This is a genomic window from Agrobacterium sp. GW821-FHT14E08 (genome assembly GCF_058803865.1).
In genome coordinates, this window is sequence record NZ_JBXAPJ010000004.1 from 313,311 (window position 1) to 331,335 (window position 18,025).

Annotated in this window: 15 protein-coding genes; 9 read left to right on the forward strand and 6 right to left on the reverse strand. The window is 60.4% G+C overall.

All coding sequences use genetic code 11. The features are described from left to right. Nucleotides 1-25 precede the first annotated feature (25 nt). The 5 genes from AC1ROR_RS17640 to AC1ROR_RS17660 all read right to left on the reverse strand — a co-directional run bounded on the left by AC1ROR_RS17640 (nt 26) and on the right by AC1ROR_RS17660 (nt 5,130). A complete protein-coding gene (locus AC1ROR_RS17640; RefSeq protein WP_498590205.1) occupies nt 26-1,315 on the reverse strand; it encodes an ABC transporter substrate-binding protein in 1,290 nt (429 codons plus the stop codon). 30 nt (nt 1,316-1,345) lie between these two features. Then, the gene (locus tag AC1ROR_RS17645) at nt 1,346-2,431 is read right to left on the reverse strand and encodes an ABC transporter ATP-binding protein (RefSeq protein WP_498590206.1); all 1,086 of its coding nucleotides are present in this window, start codon (nt 2,429-2,431) and stop codon (nt 1,346-1,348) included. 198 nt (nt 2,432-2,629) lie between these two features. Next, the gene (locus AC1ROR_RS17650; protein ID WP_498590207.1) at nt 2,630-3,307 is read right to left on the reverse strand and encodes a DUF1028 domain-containing protein; all 678 of its coding nucleotides are present in this window, start codon (nt 3,305-3,307) and stop codon (nt 2,630-2,632) included. Nucleotides 3,308-3,404: 97 nt separating this feature from the next. After that, complete coding sequence (locus AC1ROR_RS17655; protein ID WP_045023016.1) at nt 3,405-3,818, reverse strand: RidA family protein; 414 nt, start codon at nt 3,816-3,818, stop codon at nt 3,405-3,407. A gap of 61 nt (nt 3,819-3,879) precedes the next feature. Further along, on the reverse strand, nt 3,880-5,130 hold the full coding sequence (locus AC1ROR_RS17660) for a flavin-containing monooxygenase (RefSeq protein WP_498590208.1): 1,251 nt from the start codon (nt 5,128-5,130) through the stop codon (nt 3,880-3,882). 285 nt (nt 5,131-5,415) lie between these two features. Between AC1ROR_RS17660 and AC1ROR_RS17665 the strand changes: the two genes are divergently transcribed. The 7 genes from AC1ROR_RS17665 (at nt 5,416) to AC1ROR_RS17695 (ending at nt 15,236) form a co-directional block, all read left to right on the forward strand. Continuing rightward, nucleotides 5,416-6,369 carry a LysR family transcriptional regulator gene (locus AC1ROR_RS17665; protein ID WP_035225508.1) on the forward strand — a complete coding sequence of 318 codons (954 nt, stop codon included), beginning with the start codon at nt 5,416-5,418 and terminating at the stop codon, nt 6,367-6,369. A 191-nt stretch (nt 6,370-6,560) separates the two neighbouring features. Further along, entirely contained in the window at nt 6,561-8,912 is a 2,352-nt protein-coding gene (locus AC1ROR_RS17670; protein WP_498590209.1) for a glycoside hydrolase family 3 C-terminal domain-containing protein, read from the forward strand. Further along, complete coding sequence (argE, locus tag AC1ROR_RS17675) at nt 8,909-10,114, forward strand: acetylornithine deacetylase (RefSeq protein WP_498590210.1); 1,206 nt, start codon at nt 8,909-8,911, stop codon at nt 10,112-10,114. The genes AC1ROR_RS17670 and argE overlap by 4 nt, the downstream gene beginning before the upstream one ends. 66 nt (nt 10,115-10,180) lie before the next feature. Next, nucleotides 10,181-11,251, forward strand: coding sequence for an ABC transporter substrate-binding protein (locus AC1ROR_RS17680; protein WP_498590211.1), 1,071 nt, complete (start codon nt 10,181-10,183; stop codon nt 11,249-11,251). A gap of 217 nt (nt 11,252-11,468) precedes the next feature. Then, entirely contained in the window at nt 11,469-13,205 is a 1,737-nt protein-coding gene (locus AC1ROR_RS17685; RefSeq protein WP_498590212.1) for an ABC transporter permease subunit, read from the forward strand. Nucleotides 13,206-13,254: 49 nt separating this feature from the next. Next, nucleotides 13,255-14,313, forward strand: a complete 1,059-nt coding sequence (locus AC1ROR_RS17690; RefSeq protein ID WP_498590213.1) for an ABC transporter ATP-binding protein — start codon at nt 13,255-13,257, stop codon at nt 14,311-14,313. A gap of 5 nt (nt 14,314-14,318) precedes the next feature. Further along, nucleotides 14,319-15,236 carry a nucleoside hydrolase gene (locus tag AC1ROR_RS17695; protein ID WP_498590214.1) on the forward strand — a complete coding sequence of 306 codons (918 nt, stop codon included), beginning with the start codon at nt 14,319-14,321 and terminating at the stop codon, nt 15,234-15,236. Here AC1ROR_RS17695 and AC1ROR_RS17700 read toward each other — a convergent pair. Beyond that, nucleotides 15,233-16,216 (reverse strand): 3'-5' exonuclease, encoded by a 984-nt coding sequence (locus tag AC1ROR_RS17700; protein WP_498590215.1) that lies wholly within the window; start codon nt 16,214-16,216, stop codon nt 15,233-15,235. The two genes, AC1ROR_RS17695 and AC1ROR_RS17700, sit on opposite strands and share 4 nt — an antisense overlap. A gap of 233 nt (nt 16,217-16,449) precedes the next feature. On the opposite strand from AC1ROR_RS17700, the gene AC1ROR_RS17705 reads away from it, so the two are divergent. After that, a complete protein-coding gene (locus AC1ROR_RS17705; protein WP_035225527.1) occupies nt 16,450-16,959 on the forward strand; it encodes an RNA polymerase sigma factor in 510 nt (169 codons plus the stop codon). An 87-nt stretch (nt 16,960-17,046) separates the two neighbouring features. After that, a complete protein-coding gene (locus tag AC1ROR_RS17710) occupies nt 17,047-17,970 on the forward strand; it encodes a FecR family protein (RefSeq protein ID WP_498590216.1) in 924 nt (307 codons plus the stop codon). Nucleotides 17,971-18,025 lie beyond the last annotated feature (55 nt).

Genomic DNA, 18,025 nt, shown 5'->3' on the forward strand with positions numbered 1-18,025 from the left:
CCGCCGGCTTCGTCCTTCCAAAACATCAGGCCGCAATGAATTCGTTCCAGCGGCGGACCATGTAACGGTCCTCGTCCATGACGGAGTTCCAGCATGCGACCTTGCCCATGCGCTCCTCGAAGGAGCCGCCATCGCGCACGGCGCCGGCCTTTTCCATGACCTTGCCGTCAGGCGCGATGATATCGCCCTGCGCCGGTTTGCCTTCGACCCAGTAACCCCATTCGTCGGCGGACATATGCTCTTTCGCCGTTTCCATGGCGGCGGAATAATAACCCTGACGGTTGAGGTAAGCGCCGACCCAGCCGGAGGTGTACCAGTTGATATATTCGTAAGCCGCATCGAGCTTGGCGCCGGAGAGGTGCTTGGCAAGGCCAAGACCGCCGCCCCAGGAGCGATAGCCTTCCTTCAGCGGCTGATATTTGCAGGCGATGCCCTTGGAGCGAACGGCGGCGACGGCCGGCGACCACATGGACTGGATGATGACCTCACCCGAGGCCATGAGGTTGACACTCTCATCGAAGCTCTTCCAGAAGGCGCGGAACTGGCCGTCTTTTTTCGCCTTGATGAGGAAGTCGATCGTCTTGTCGATCTCCTCCTTGGTCATGTTGCCCTTGTCGGCATATTTGATGTTGCCCAGGGCTTCCATGATCATCGCCGCATCCATGATGCCGATGGAGGGAATGTTGAGGATCGAGGTCTTGCCCTTGAACTTCGGGTCCATGATATCGGCCCAGCTGGAGATATCGCGGCCGACGAGATCGGGGCGGATGCCAAGCGTATCGGCATTGTAGATGGTCGGGACCATGGTGAAATAATCGGTCTCGCCCTTCGCAAATGTCTTGTCGCCGGGCTTTTCAACGAAACCGACGGTGTGCGGGGCCGTGCCCTGCGCCACGACGCTATCCGGTTTCAGCTTGCCGTTTTTGAACAGCGGCACGATCTTGTCGTAATATTTCAGCTTCTTGATTTCCATCGGCTGGATGACGCCCGCCGGATAGACCTTCTTCAGGATCCAGTATTCGATGTCGGCGATGTCATAGGAATTCGGCTGGGTCACCGCACGCTGGGCGGCGGCATCGGAATCCGTCGCCGTCATTTCGAGCGTGATGCCGAGATCGGCCTTGCACTTTTCGGCAATGGCATTGAGGTTCGACACGCCGGTGCCGAACTGGCGGATGGTGATCGGGTTCTGCGCCCAGATGGTCGGGAAGCCGGTGATGAGGCCGGAGCCGATCGCCGCACCCGTCGCCGCCGCACCGGCCTTGAGAAGGCCTCGGCGGGAAAGGCCTGTTTTGATCTTGGAGGTATCGGTCATTTCAAAGTTCTCCTCTGGTTATTTTTGGGGTCACTTCTCTACCCGGCCGAGCACGATGGCATCGGCCGCATTCCATGAAAGCGGTATGGCGTCGCCCGTCCTGACCGGCTTTTCAAAAAAGGCGGCATCGCTGAGGATGACGTTGAAATCCTCGATACCCGCGCCGCTGACGGCGATCTTCACGCTCGCGCCGCGATATTCGACATTCGAGACAATGCCGGTAAAACCGAAGCCCGGCTGATCCGCCTCCCCCACGCGCACGCGGTCGGTACGGATGGCGATATCCACCGCGCCGTCATCAGGGGCGGTGCCGCTGGCCGTGAAGGTGCCTCCACCCGCCACTTCCAGCACGACGAGATCGCCGGTCTTTTGTTTGAAACGCCCGGAAATGACATTGTGGTCGCCCATGAAACGGGCGACGAAAGCGGTGGCCGGGCGCTCGAACACTTCGCGTGGTGTCGCCGCCTGCTCGATACGGCCATCATTCATGACGACGATGACATCGGCCAGAGCCATGGCCTCTTCCTGGCTGTGCGTGACGTGGACGAAGGTGATGCCAAGCGAGGTCTGCAGTTTCTTCAACTCGGCACGCATGCGGATTTTGAGGAATGGATCGAGCGCCGACAGCGGCTCATCCAGCAGCAGCGCCTCGGGATCGGTGATGAGCGCGCGCGCCAGCGCCACGCGCTGCTGCTGCCCGCCGGAAAGCTGGGCCGGCCGTCGGCTGGCATAGGGTTCAAGCTGCATCAGCCGCAGCATATCGAGCGCCTTGGCGCGGCGCGTCTCCCTGTCCACACCCTTCATCTTGAGGCTGAAGGCGACATTGTCGACGAGATCGAGATGCGGAAACAGCGCATAGGACTGGAACATCATCGCCGTGCCGCGCCGGGCGGGCGGCAGATCGGTGACCACCACATTGCCCAATCTGACATCGCCGCTGGAAATGCTTTCATGGCCGGCAATCATTCGCAGCGTCGAGGTTTTTCCGCAGCCCGACGGACCAAGGAGGCAGCAATAGCTTCCCGCCGGAATCTTGAGGCTTATCGCATGCACGGCGGTGGTGTTGCCGTAAATCTTGGATACGGAAGCGATGTCGATTGCTGCGGCTTTGCTCATGAACACTCTCCTGCGACAACCTTGTCATGCAGGAGACGTGCCAATCCGCTTTGCCATTGATCTAAAAGGAAATTTCAGGGCAACCTATGAACCCGGTCGGCCGCCTGCCCAAATTTGCAGCGATTGTTTTCGATTGACTGTCGAAATTGTATGCGATCTTGGCGGGCGGGTTTGCCATGCCAAAGGCGCAAACTTCGCCTACTCGTCTCCGGGCACACCATAGGACGGGGCGTCCGCTGGGTTGAGTGCCCGCGTCACATAGGCATCTGCCTGCGGCTTGTATATTTCCCAGGCATGGGCGACCGCCTCGACCGGGCATGCATCGTCAAGCCAGTCGATGCGCAGCTCCGCATAGGGCCAGCTCTCGCGGTCGACGATCAGCAATCCGGCTGAATGAACCGGACCTGCTTCGCCGCCATTTTCGACGGCGGCTTTCAGAGCGGCTACCAGCCTGTCGCCGAGGGACCCTTCGGAAACTTCAAATGCCCGGACCATCGCCGCCGGAACTCCATCATTTGCGAGCAGATTTCCGCCGGCCGCGCAATCCTTGCCTGAGGCGGATGTCCATATTCCCAGGGCCTTCGTACCGGAATGAATTGCTGCATTTCCACTCGCGTCTATCGCGAGAAGCTGGCGGTAGTCCGGAAACGCGTCATGATCGCGCGCGCCGGAGACCGCCTCGGCGGCATCCGCCCCTTGCGCCAGCCGTCGCAGCATCAGGTTTCCAAGCGCGGGATTGGTGACGTTCTGTGTCGCAACCGCGCCGACCCCGGCTTCGGCCCAGGCGCACCGCGCAGCGACGGCAGGAGACGACGAGGAGATGGCAACCCCGAACTGGCCGGTATCGGCGCAACGCGCAACGATGGAAAAAGTCATGTCGAACTCCTGTTTCTGAGAATAGTCGCCGCGCTTCCAGAACCGCCGACCTGACTTTTTGGGCCGATCAGCGGTTTGAACGGCTGGCCTTGCCGGATCAATCGGGAATGACGGCGGTGGCGTCGATCTCGACAAGCCATTCGGGTCGCGCAAGCGCCACGACGACGAGGCCCGTGCAGACCGGGTAGACGCCCTTTATATATTCGCCCATGGTCCGGTAGACCGCCTCGCGGTGGCGCACGTCGGTCAGATAGACGACGAGCTTGGTCACATGCTCCATCTTTCCACCGGACTCTTCGACCAGCTGGCGAATATTCTGCATGACCTTGTGGGTCTGTGTTACCGGATCGTGGCTATCGATATTCTTTGCCGTATCGAGATCCTGCGGGCACTGGCCGCGCAGGAAAATCACCGTACCGCGTGCGACCACCGCCTGGCAGAGATCGTTGTCGAGCCGTTGCTCGGGGTAGGTTTCCTTCGTATTGAACTTGCGAATACGGGTATGTGCCATTCTATTCTCCATCGGAACAGGCAAATGAAATTGTGACGCCGTGCTTTTTGAGGTGGGACAATCAGCCTTGCGGCGAATACGCCATGTAGGTGTCCTGAATGGCGATATGATCGGCGACATGCTTGGCGTCGTGCCAGACACCCCAGATAAAGCTGGAGCCTCGCCCCGAAAGCCATGGCAGGCCGAGAAAATAGATGCCCTTTTCGGCCGAAACGCCGCGCTGATGCTTTGGTCGGCCCGCCTCGTCGAAAGCGCCCACCTTCAGCCAGCTGTAGTCGGAGCTGAAGCCGGTGGCCCAGACGATTGTCGTCACCCCGGCCTCCACGAGATCGAGCTCCCGCAACGGGCGGGTGACACAGTCGACGACGGGACCAGGAATGCGCGCCTCCGGCTCCTGCGGCAGATTGAGACCGTTGCGTGTGACAAAGGCGTCCGCTTCATCCAGCAGCGAGAGGTAGTTCCGGTCACCCCGGTCGAGATTGCGGGCAAGATCGTCGCTGAAGGTCAGCTTGCCCTGTACATAGGTGCCGGTCATGCCGACCAACACCATGCCCTGTGCGGCAAGACGGCGAAAATCGATGGTTTCGCCGCCGCGTGCGCCGCTCACTGCAATGGTGACGTGTTCGGCACCGGGCGCCTGCGCCTGCGCATCCCATTTGCCGAGAACGCCGAGCCACCAGACGAAATCGCGGCCGCGATAGGCGCGCGGCGGGCGATCATGGGGACCGACGGACAAATAGACCTTGCGCCCGGCCCGCATCAGCTCTTCGGCAATCTGCACGCCGGAAGAACCGGCACCGACCACCAGCACCGCTCCATCAGGGAGCTGGGCGGGATTGCGGTATTCGCTGGAATGTATCTGGTTGAAACCGCTTTCGCGCGGAACCAGCGGCGGAATATTCGGCTTCTGGAACGGCCCGGTCGCCGCCACGACATTCCCTGCCTCGATCACGCCGCCCGATGTCTCGACGCGAAAACCCGGACGGCCTTCAAGGCGCTCGACACGGGTGACCTCGACGCCGCAACGCACCGGCGCATCGTTCATCCGGGCATAGGCAGCGAAATAATCGGCCACTTCATCTTTGGGTATGAAAGCATCGGGATTTCCGGAAAAGTCCATATTCGGAAAACGGTCGTGCCAGGCCGGACCGTTGGCAACGAGCGAATCCCAGCGCATCGAACGCCAGCGCTCGGCAATGCGTCCCTTTTCAAGCACGACATGATCTATGCCGTTCCTGCCAAGGTGTTCGCTCATCGCGACGCCGGCCTGCCCTGCCCCAACGACGAGCGTGTGGATTTTTTCGACTGACATTATTGCCCTTCCTTCTCCTGGCCGTGATCTGCTGACCGCAACGGCTGCTTGCTATCGATCTAGCGAAGGGCGGAGGTTCAGAAAATTATCATTTCCTGCAGCACTGGTTAGGATCACCAAAAGCAAAGGCTTTTCTTCCTGCAGGCGCCGCAGCCTATTGCCGGAAGCGTGGTTTACACTTTAGGAACTGATAATTGTAAGAAGGGCGACTTGACCGCGCCCGATTGGCAAAGGGCTTTCGCATTCACCGCCGGCCCCCGCGCACATGCTACGTAAGGGCTGCACATGCGTTTTACGCTTCGCCAACTCGAATATTTCATCGCCACCGCCGAGGCTGGCTCCATCACGCTTGCTTCGGAGCGAATCCGTGTTTCGCAGCCATCGATTTCAACGGCGATCTCGCAGCTGGAAATCGAGCTGAACACCCAGCTCTTCCTGCGGCGGCACGCCCAGGGCCTTTCTCTCACTCCGGCGGGGCAGAAGATACTGGCGCAAGCAAAGGCGGTCATCGAGCAGGGACAGAACCTCTATATCGCGGCCTCCGAAGCCTCCGATCAGGTGCGTGGAACGCTTTCGCTGGGCTGTCTGCTCACATTCGCACCGATGCTTCTGCCGGAAGTCAGCCATAGTTTCAGGGCCGCCTTTCCCGGCGCGCAGGTGAGACCCACGGTCGCCGACCACAGCGTCCTTCTCTCAAAGCTCGAGCGGGCCGAAATCGACGTCGCCCTTTCCTATGACCTGTCTATCCCTGAGGGTTTCGAGTTCACCGTGCTGGCGGAATTGCCGCCCTATGTGCAGGTGGCGGAAACGGATCCTCTCGCTGCACTGTCCGCCATTACCCTCAAGGAGCTTGAAGAGCGGGAATTCATTCTGCTCGACCTGCCCCTGTCGCGGGATTATTTCCTCGGCCTCTTCGCCGCCGCCGGCGTATCGCCCAACATCGTGGCGCAGATCCAGCATCAGGAAGTCATCCGCACGATGGTCGGCAACCAGTATGGTTACACGCTGGCCAATGTCCGCCCCAAGAACAAAGCGGCGCTAGATGGCCGTCGGCTTGTCGGCCTTCGTCTGGCGGGCGAACACAAGCCCATGCGCATCGGCCTCATCCGCATCGGCCAGCAGGTGGCCACACGCATGGTCCGCAGTTTCGAGGACCATTGCAAGGGTCTGATATCGAACAGCTATGTGCCGGGCATGGAAGCGCCCAATCTGAACATGCGCCGCAGTGTTTCCGACTAGGATGTTTCCGTGCGCATTGTCCGGACATAAAAGCGATTCCGCTTTTACTGGAAATGCTTCGCCGCCATGCTCGCTTTTTTCTAAGCACCAGTTCCGAATATCTTATTTTTCTTTTTGGTCGCGCAATGAGACTGTGCGCGCCAATTGCCGACCGCGCCCTGCTGCCGGCCCCAGTTTTCACGGAGGCTCCCTTGTCCGATACGACCATGTTCGCCGATCAACCTGCAGACGCGAATGTCAGGATCATCGACGCGATGACCAATCAGGAAAAGGTCGATCTGCTGTCGGGCTTCGGCATGTGGAAGACAGCAGGCATTGCCGCGCATGGCATCAAGCCCATCATCATGACGGACGGCACCTATGGCGTGCGTTACTCCATTCCCCAGATCGACAGTGACGAGCGTGGCGGCATGGACCTCGACGCGTTCCTGTCCGTGGTCAACCAGCGGGCCAGCGACGTTTCCATCGCCTGGGGCGAAATGAAGCCCGCCACCTGCTTTCCAAACGGTTCGGCCATGGGCAACAGCTGGGACGAAGCGCTGATGCAGCGCCTCGGCACCTTACTCGGCAAGGAATGCCGGGCGATGGGCGTGCACCTCTTGCTGGGCCCCGGCATCAACATACGCCGCACGCCGCTCGCCGGCCGTTCCTATGAATATTATTCGGAAGACCCGCTCGTGACCGGCAGGCTCTCAGCGGCGGTGATCGAAGGTATCCAGTCGCAGGGCGTCGGCACGTCGCTCAAGCATTTCGCCTGCAACAATTCCGAGGTGGAACGCACGACGATGGACAGTATCGTTGATGAGCGCGCCCTGCGTGAAATCTATCTCAAGGGCTTCGAAATCGCGATCAGGCAGTCCAACCCCTGGACGATCATGTCCTCCTATAACCGCCTCAACGGCGTTCAGGCCTCGCAGGACCCATGGCTCCTCGATGAGGTTCTTCGCAAGGAGTGGGGTTTTAAAGGCGTCGTCGTTTCAGACTGGCACGGCATCAAGGACCGCCCCGCCTCGCTGATTGCGGGCGGCGATCTGGACATGCCTGAAAGCCCGCGCCGAAAGGCCGACCTTCTCGCAGCACTCAATTCCGGTTCGGTCCCTGCCGCAACAGTGGACCTCTCCTGCAAACGAATGCTGGATCTGATCGAACTTTGCCACAAGGGCGCGGAAGGTGCGGTTCCCGCCTATACGGCGGACGAACATCACGCCGAAGCACGCGCGATGGCGGCCGCCTCCATGGTGCTGGTACGTAATGAGGGCCTGTTGCCGATCCGGCTCGAGATGCGGCGGATCATCGTCGTCGGCCGTGATGCCGGCACGCCGGTCATCCAGGGGTCGGGTTGCGCCACCACCATTCCGACCATGGTGGATCAGCCGCTGGAGCAATTGCAGACTGCGCTCGGCGCCGACCAGACGTTGACCTTCCGCACGGAAGCGGATGCCGATACCCTCGAACTGGCCGCCAGTGCGGACCTCGTGCTGGTCTATACCTCGACCGAGGGCGCCTATGACGGCGAAGGCTCCGACCGCACCACTCTGACGCTGGGTCCCGGACAGGACGAGATGATCGCGGCGCTTGCCGCAGTCTCCGACAGGGTTGCGGTCGTCATCGCCTGCCCCGACGCGGTTGAAATGCCGTGGATTGACAAGGTGGGCGCGGTACTCGTCACCTTCTATTCCGGACAGGCGATGGGCGGCGCCGTTGCCGACGTGCTGACCGGTGCCGTCAATCCCTCAGGCAAACTTTCCGTCACCTTCCCGAAGCGCCTGACCGATGTTCCCGGCTTTCTCCACTATCCCGGCGAAAACGGCCAGCATGTCTATGGAGAAGGCATCCATGTAGGCTACAGATCCTATGACATGCGCGAGATCGAGCCGCTGTTCCCGTTTGGCCATGGTCTCAGCTACACCACATTCGCTTACGCCGACCTCTCCCTTTCCGCCGCTGAGATCGGCCTCAATGACGAGATCACGGTTGCATTCACGGTCACCAACACAGGCGATCGTGCCGGTGCAGAAGTCGCGCAGCTCTATCTTCAGGCACCGGGCAAGAGGCTTAAGCGCTCGCCGCAGGAGCTGAAGGGCTTCGCAAAGCCCGTGCTGCAACCGGGCGAAAGCAGGAAAATCCAGCTCACGCTGAAAGGCTCCGATCTGGCGATCTGGGATCCCGCCCTCAAGCGCTGGGTGCTGGAAGGCGTCGAGGCGCGCCTCGTCGTCGGGGCCTCCTCACGTTCGCCGCAACTCACCGCCGATCTCAAGCTGAAACCTTCGGTCCTGCCGTTCCGCCGCCTGGCCTATGACACGCAGCCGGCCTATGTGCTTCCGAATGCAATCGCTTGCGACGGCATCTGCGCCTATCTCACCGCCCGCTGTAATATTTCGCCGGAAGATGCGATGCGGATGCTTCAGCATTGCGCAAATTCCTTCTTCGGCATTTTCACCTCGCTGGAGCGGCGTCTGCGCCTTTCCATCCCCGAGGCCGAGGTCGCTCATCTCATCGAGGAGATCAATGCGGCGATGGATGCGGCGGAGGCGAGATTGTGACACCGACGGAAGTCTGGCTGGCGCGTCTCATCGCCCATCCCACCGTCAGCGCGGAAACGAACCTGCCGCTGATTGCCGAAATTGAAACCGCGTTGCGGAAGGCCGGCGCGACCTGCGAGCGATTTCCAGATGCGACGGGGAAGAAGGCGTCCCTTCTTGCCCGCTTCGGGCCCGATGTCGCCGGCGGCCTGATGGTGTCAGGTCACGTCGATGTGGTTCCAGCCGCGGGGCAGGACTGGACCGTTCCGCCCTTCGAAATGACGCGCAGCAACGGACGTCTCTATGGTCGCGGCTCAGCAGACATGAAGGGCTTCGTCGCCTGCGTCATGGCATTGACCGAGAGAATGGAGACGACAAACCTGACCGCCCCGCTATGGATCGCCATTTCCTATGACGAGGAAATCGGCTGCGTCGGTGTGCGGCCGATGATCGATGATATTTCGGCACGCGGTATTTTTCCCGACCTGATTGTGGTTGGCGAACCCACATCCATGCGGCTGGGGCTCGGGCACAAGGGTAAAATGGCTTTCCACGTCGCGTTTACGGGCTCGCCGCGTCATTCCGCAGAAGCGCCGCTGGCTCTCAACGCCCTGCACATCGCGACCGATTTCATCTCCGGCCTGCGTCGATTGCAGGATGAAATCGAGGCCAAAGGCCCATATGAAACGGGTTATTCAGTTCCCTACGCCACCGTGCATGTTGGCAAGCTCACCGGCGGCACGGTCGTCAATCTGGTGCCGGATCGCGCAGAACTGTTTATGGAATGCCGCATGCTCGCGGCGGACGATCCTCTGGCGCTTGCAGACAGCATCCGCAAGACCGGCCAGATGGCGTTGAAGCCCCATCAGGCCCGTTTTGCCGAAGCCGCACTCGACATAGAAAATACCGGCAGCTACCCCGGATTGTCGACCGAGCTGGACGATCCAGCAGTCGCAGCCTTTTCAGAATGCTTGCCCGTGGACACGGCGCAATGCCGCCTGAGCTTCGGCACGGAGGGCGGGCTTTTCGCCCAGGCGCTTGATGTTCCGGTGGTGATATGCGGTCCCGGCAGCATGGATCAGGGGCATCGGCCCGATGAATTCATCGACGAAACCCAACTTGCCGCCTGCGACGAGGCGCTTGCCAGGGCAGTGGAAAGGTTTTGCCGCAGCCATGGCCAACTTGCTTCGCATGTCCCAAAGCAGATGAACGGAAAATTGTAATTTACCGAAGCCGCGCGGTTGGCAAATGTAGGCTGATAAAGATCAAAACCAATAACGGAGGGTACAATGAATAACAGTTTCTCGCGCCGCACATTCATGAAGGCAACCACGGGACTTGCAGCCGTTGCTCTGGCGGCGCCGACAGTTCTGAAAGGCACGCGTGCATTCGCCGGTGAAACGCTGGTGGTGCGCGACATGGGCGGCGCATTCTACGAGGGCTTTAAGGTCGCATTCTACGACACATTTGCCGCTGAAACCGGCGTCGTGATCCAGACCAACACCAATGAGCCGGACCCCATCCCGCAATACAAGATGGCCGTCGATACCGACACCAAGCTGTTTGACGTCGCGCTGATGACGCCGGAACATGTGCTGCGCATCCGCCAGCTCGGCGACAAGTACATGTTGCCGCTCAACATCGAGGTTTCGAACAAGGAAGACTTCACGCCAAATACGTTTGAGCCGGATTTCGCGGGCGTGGCAATCTTTGCGCTTGCCATGGGCTATCGCAAGGACACCATGAAGAAGGTGCCGACGAGCTGGGCCGATTTCTGGAATGTCGAGGCCTTCGAAGGCCGTCGTGGCCTGTGGCGCAGCCCTGTCACCACGCTTGAAATGGCGCTGCTGGCCGACGGCGTTCCGCTCGACAAGCTTTACCCGCTCGACGTCGATCGCGCCTTCAAGAGCCTCGACAAGATCAAGTCGAAGATCAACATCTGGTGGACCTCGGGCGCCCATGCCACGCAGCTGCTCAAGGATGGCGAGCTGGACATGATGTCCACCTGGTCGACCCGCGCGCAGGCGGCAATCAATGCCGGCGCACCGGCAGGCATCGTCTGGAACGGCGGCCTGTTCAACATCGATGGCTGGACCATCGCCGGCAATACCGAAAAAGCCGATCTCGCCCGCAAGTTCATCGAATGGTGCCTCGATGCCAAACGTCAGGCCGCCTATACCGATCTTCTTGCCTGCGGCCCCACCAACATGAAGGCTTATGATCACCTGAGCGGGGAAAAGGCCGTTCTCCTGCCGACGGCTCCGGACAACATCAAAGGCCTGACCATCCTCAATGCCGCCTATTGGGCGGAGCATCAGGATGATCTTACCCAGCGCTTCGAACAGTGGATTCTCAGCTGATTTTTGGCCAGACCACCTGAATTCCCGGCTCCGCCTTTGGGCGGGGCTGCATTTCTGACAGAGGGTGGCCCGGTTCCGCTGGCGCATCGGACAGAAAATCCTATTCGATTTGTCCGTAACGATGCGCAGATCAAAAGTGTTAGATCGTCTTTTGTGCGCCCGAAAGGGCGCATGGCGCTCCAAGCTGGAACGGGCCATTTCAACAAACGAGAACTCCATGGCTGAACTTTCCGCCGCACAAACGCCTGCCAGCCGACGCCCGACGCTCGACAGCCTTTGGCTTTCCACGCCGGGTCTCGCCTATATGGCGCTGTTGCTGATCCTTCCGGCTGGCGCGCTGATCTGGCAATCCTTCGTCGATCCGAAAACGGGCGCCTTCGACCTCTCCGTCTACCGCCAGATGTTTTCGGCGGGCGTCTATGTCAAAGTCCTTGCCAACACCTTCGCCATCGCCGCGCAGGTCACCATCGTCTGCCTGCTTGTCGCCTACCCGATTGCGGTCTGGCTGGCCGGCATGGAGGAACGCCGGCGGCGCATGGCGATGTGGCTTGTGCTCCTGCCCTTCTGGGTAAGCCCGCTCTTGAAGAATTTCGCGTGGATCGTGCTTCTTGCACGCAAGGGCATCGTCGCACAATTGCTCGTCGGCATGGGTTTCGATACCGAACTCAACCTGCTTTACGGGCGGGGCGCCGTTGTCTTCGGCATGGCCCACGCCATGCTGCCGATCGCCATCCTGACCATGCTTCCGACGATGCTTGCGATCGACAGCCGCCTCGTTCCGGCCGCCATGACCATGGGTGCCGGCCGCAGCCAGTCCTTCTGGCGGATTTTCGTACCGCTCTCCATGCCGGGCGTCGCTGCCGCAGGCCTGTTGATCTTCGTCATGGGGCTTGGCTTTTTCATCACGCCGGCGCTCCTTGGCTCGCCCAATGAAACCGTCATCGGCCAGATGATGATCACCCAGGTGCAGAAGCTCTTCAACCTGCGGCTCGCCGGCGCTCTCGCCGCGCTGCTGCTCGCGGTCACGCTGATCACCATCGCCGTTTACGATCGCTTCTTCGGCATGTCCTCCGTGTCCGGCCACGGTGCGGTGGCAAAGCGCGGCGGCGTCATCGGAGCCATCGGCGGCATCGTCATCGAGTGCGGTGCGGCGATCAGCGAATTTATCGCCCGCCTGCTGCCGGCACCTCTGGGACGCGGTGCGTTTACCGTTTTCGTCTGGCTGGTGATTGCGATATTGATCGTACCCGTTCTCGCCTTTCCGCCGATGGCCTTTTCCGGATCGACATTTCTCGAATTTCCGCCGAAGAGCTTCTCGCTGCGCTGGTTCCAGGCCTATATGGGATCGGACCAGTGGATGGGCGCAACCACCCGTTCCGCCATCATCGCCATCGTTACCGGCGTCATCGCCACCATCATTTCCGGCCTTGCCGCCTATGGTCTGGCGCGCTCGCACCGGAAAGCCGGCGGGCTGATCTTTCTCTCCTTCATGCTGCCCATGGTGGTTCCGAACATCGTCATCGGCGTTTCCCTGTTCTACGTTCTCGCCAAGGTCGGCCTGATCGCGACAAATACCGGTATCGTGCTTGGGCATACGCTTTCAGCCATGCCGATCGTCTTCGTCATTCTGCTCACGACCTTCCGCAGCGTCGACTGGCGTCTGCTGCAGGCCGCGGCAACGCTGGGCGCCAACCGCTGGCAGCAGGTCCGGCTAATTCTCCTGCCGCTCGTCAAGGGTGGCGCGGTTGCCGCATTCCTGTTCGGCCTGCTTCACTCATTCGAGGAACTGACGATTGCGCTGTTCGTCGGTGCCGGTGTCAAGCAGACGCTGCCGAAACAGATGTGGGACGATATCATCCTCAGCATTTCCCCGACCCTGGCCGCGGCCTCGGTCTTCATCGTGGTGGTGGTGACGGTCCTCTTCGTCATCGCCGAAAAGGCAAGGCCTCGCTGACATGCGCGCGCCAGCCTCTCCCCTCACGACCAAAGGAATTTCTCCAGACATGTCAGCTACCTCTGCCGCCACGCCCGAACACAAGCTCAGGGTAAAGGGTCTCGCCAAGATTTATGGCGCGACCATCGCCCTCGATCACGTCGATCTCGAAGTTCGCAAAGGCGAACTGCTGACATTGCTCGGACCGTCCGGTTCAGGCAAGACCACCCTTTTGCAACTGATCTGCGGCCTGCAGGAGCCGAGCGCCGGCACGGTCGTCATCGACGGCAAGGACCAGACCTACGCGCCGGTCAACAAGCGTGACATCGGCGTCGTCTTCCAGAATTACGCGTTGTTTCCGCATATGACCGTGGCCGAGAATGTCGGTTTTGCACTAAAGATGCGCAGCCTTCCGAAGTCCGAAATCGACCTCAAGGTAACGAAGGCGCTGGAGACCGTTGGTCTCGCCCATGCCGCCGGCCGCTCGCCCTCGCAGCTCTCGGGCGGCCAGCAGCAGCGCGTGGCGCTCGCGCGCTGCCTCGTCTACGATCCGGCCATCATCCTGATGGACGAACCGCTCGGCGCCCTCGACGCCAAGCTGCGCGAGGTGATGCAGATCGAAATCAAGCGCATCCATCGCGAGACGGGTGCGACGATCATCTTCGTCACCCACGACCAGCAGGAAGCGCTCGCCCTTTCCGACCGCATTTGCCTGATGAATGACGGCAAGATCGCTCAGCTCGGTACACCGCGCCAGATGTATGAAGAGCCGCAGAACCTGTTCGTCGCGGATTTTATCGGCACCTCGTCCATCATTCGTGGCACGGTGAAGGATGGCGCGCTGCAAACCGCGATCGGGATGTTGCCCATTCCCGGCAACACGCCTCCCGAGGGTACGAAGGGCGCGATTGTCGTGCGACCCGAAGCCATCACGCTCGGCGAAGGATTTTGTGAAGGACGCGTCCGCGAAACCGTTTATGGCGGCTCCGAACTGCGTGTCATCATCGATGCAGGTGAACAGGAGATCATCGCAAGGGCACCTGCCCAGAAGGGCGACGTCGAGGTGGGAACGACCATCCGCTTCGGCTGGTCGCCTGAATCCGCACGTTTCCTCAGCGATAAGGATTGATACCCATGGCTCCTCTGCGTTTTCTCTACGATTGCGATCCGGGTGCCGATGATGCGCTGGCGATGCTTTTCGCGCTCGGCCGACGCGATGCGCTGGAGATGATCGGCGTCACCTGCGTTGCCGGCAATGTCGGCCTCGAGCCCGTGCTGAACAATGCCCGGCGCATTCTGGAACTTGCCGGGCGGCAGGACATTCCGGTCCATGCCGGCGCGGCACGCCCCATCATGGCTTCCAGAGGCAGGGTTTCGATCATGCATGGTCAGGATGGGCTTGCCGGCAGCACGCTGCCCGCACCGACCATGCCCTTGAGCGACGGCCATGCGGCGACAGAGATCTCGAGGATTGCGTGCGCGGAAGGCAAGCTGCATATCTGCGCCACCGGCCCGCTGACCAATATTGCCCTGGCACTTCTCCTCGATCCGCAATTGCCGGAATTCGTCAGCGCGATCACCATCATGGGCGGCGCGGCTTTCTGCCCGGGCAATACAACGCCGCTTGCGGAATTCAATTTTGCAGTCGACCCCCATGCCGCTTCCATCGTCTTCGACAGCGGCATTCCGATCACCATGCTCGGCCTCGACGTTACCCGCCAGGCCGTCGTTTCCGAGAGTATGATCGCCAAAGCCATAGCCATTGGAACACCGGCGGCGAAAGAAGCCGCCCATCTCCTGATCAATTACGGCGCCAAGGATCCATGCCTGCACGATCCGAGCGCCATCGCATGGATGCTGGCGCCCGAGATTTTCGAAACCGTTTCCGGCCATGTCTCCATCTACACCGACAGCGGCCCGGCAGCGGGACAGGTGATCGCCGCCATAAACGAGCGGCATCTCGCCGGACGTGCAACCAACGCCACAATCGTCACCGGGGTGGATGCGCAGGCGTTCGAGCGTCTGTTCCTCGACGCACTGAAAAAAGCCTAACCGGCCTTGAACCGGTCGAACGCCGTGAGGCGCTTCACCATGGGATCGGCGTCCCAGCGGTAGATTTCGGTCCGGAGGAAATGCAGCTCTTCCTCGAGCTTTTCCTCCGGCAGCTCCACCCACCAGGATTTCGGCCGGCCATCCGACCCGTCCGACCAGCGGTAGCCGCGTTTTTTCAGATGATCCTTCATCTCGAACGGGCTGTTTTCCGCGTAGATGCGGACCCTTGACAGCCGGCTTGCCTCGTGGAGTTCGGCAAAGGGCGTTCCTGTCTGGCCGGGACGCTCCTGTTCCAGCACCTCCAGCAGCGCGAAACAATCATCGACAGCGCGGTGGCCATCGTGGAAATAGCCGGATTGGCCGATCAGATAACCAAGCTTGTTGCCTTCAAAGCCCCGTGCCCGCCAGTCTATCTCCTTTACGGAACAGGCCCAGGCCTTGTCCCGGAAGATCGGCGAGAAGCTCTCGCAAAAGGGACGGTCGAAGCCGGCATTGTGGGCAATGATGAGATCGGCATCGGCGACAAGGGACGTCAACCGTTCGATGTCTATCGCCTGTCCCGCGACCATTTCATCGGTAATACCCGTCAGGCGCGTGATCTCTTCGGGAATGGCAATGCCGGGCTGGCGCAGGCCGCCATAGATACCGGTGACATCGCCAATCATACCCTGATCGTCGAATGTGAAAGCGATGACACCTATTTCTATGATCTCGTCGGCTCGATGGTCGAGGCCCGTTGTTTCCGTATCGAGGATAATTCCCCGACGGGGGAATCCGGGTTTCGGTCGCTCGACGACGGCACGAGGCTGAAGCCTGCGCAGGATGCGGTAATTGCCGGTGGATTCGAGATGAGCGGCAAGCGCCTCGTCGTCAGCAACCGCCTTCTGCGTTGTTTCGCCACCACCCGCTTTTTTTCGCCCACGTTCGGCCTGGGCAAGCCGCGCCGCCGCGGGGGCAAAAAAATCCAACTGGGAGGTCATCGTGCTCCTGTCCGTCTTGGCCGGAAATCGAGATTGAGTAGTCCAGCATATGCGCAGAGGCTTAACGTCACAACAGCGGTTACCGTCATCCACAGAAACCGGGTGGCATCCGCCAGAGGACCATTGCGAGGGGGCTGTCGCGAAGAGAACCATTTTAACATGATTATTTCAGTTAAGTATTGAAATAAGTCGCTGCGCGGGGTATCGCCTCAAACGCAATCCCCAGGTCGGTCATGACGCAACGCGACGACAAATTCCTCTCGGCATTCCTGAAAACGCAGTCGGACATCAAGCGATATCTGACGCGGATGACGGGTTCCCGGGAAGATGCCGAGGATCTTGCCCATGAAGCCTGGATCAAGCTGGCGAGGAACAGTTCCAATGCCTCCGAGGCCCCCGTTCCCTATCTCAAGCGGATTGCAAGGTCACTTGCCATCGATCATGGGCGCGGTCGCAAGCACCGCGCGACGACCGAACAGATCGAGGATGCGCTTTCAATTCGCGATGAACGTCCAGGACCGGACCAACAGGTGATAGATCGCGACCAGATCCGGGAACTCATGCGGGTCATCGGCGAATTGCCGGATCGGCAGCGAAAAATGCTCGTCGCGGCGCGGCTGGAGTTTCGCCCCTATGCCGAGATCGCGGAGGAATTTCATGTCTCGACCCGCACGGTGGAAATGGAAATCAACCGGGCGATCAATTACTGCATGGAGAAAATGGGCCATGAGCGGCGTAGATAATTTTCGGATTTCCGGTTTTCAATCGTTAGAGCTAGTGAGGTTCATGTGAAATTCCCGTGCCCGGATGGACTTTTTGATAGGGGTTGAGTGTTGAACGACGGATCCGATGCGCTCAGAAAAAAGGCCACGTCCTTTATCGTCAGGCTGCACTCCGGCGCGGCTACGGTCGAGGATACGGAAGCGCTCAGCCATTGGCGCAATCTCAGCGCCGAGCACGAACGCGCCTTCATCGAGGCATCGGCGCTCTGGCGCAATCTCGGCCCGGCCTTGCAGGCCGACACGCGAACACGTGCAAACCTCGTCTCCAGACGGTCTTTCATGATTGGCGGCAGCCTTGCAGCCGGTTTTGCCGGCGTCGCCGTGGCGCTGCCGCAACTCGGTTACATGCCCTCCATAGGTTCAATGCTTGCGGATTTTTCAACGGGGGTCGGCGAGCTGCGAAATGTGAACCTGCCGGACGGATCGACCGCCTTTCTGGATGGCGGCACGGCGCTGTCTCTCGACGGTGAACGGCGGTTCGATCTGACGGCGGGTGCTGCGGTCTTCACGGTCAAGCAGGCATCCGACATGCCATTTGTCGTGAATGCCGGCGCCGGTTATGTCGAAGCCTCCGGCGGCTCGTTCAGCGTGACACACAACGCCAGCGGCGTGACGGTGGAATGCCTGTCCGGCCCGCTTGCCGTGCACTGTCTCGGCAATGTCCAGCTCCTTCCCGGCGAGGCCATCACTTACGGACGTTCCGGCCTCAAGGAAAAATCCGCAATCGACCTTGAAACCGCCTCCGCCTGGCGCGAAGGCCTGCTGGTTTTCAACAACCGCCCCCTTGAAGACATTGTCGCAAGTCTGAACCGGCACCGGCGTGGCAGGATCATCATCACGCGCGAAAGCCTGCGGTCCCTGCACGTCTCGGGCGTTTTCCAGCTCAACCGGCCACAGGATATTATCGCCCATCTTGAGGAAACGTTGCATCTGCGGGCAATCGGTGCCGGCGGAATACTGCTCCTCGTCTGACCCCTGTCCACACCCTTACCCCGCCACGATATTGTTCGACCCAAAAAATATTACC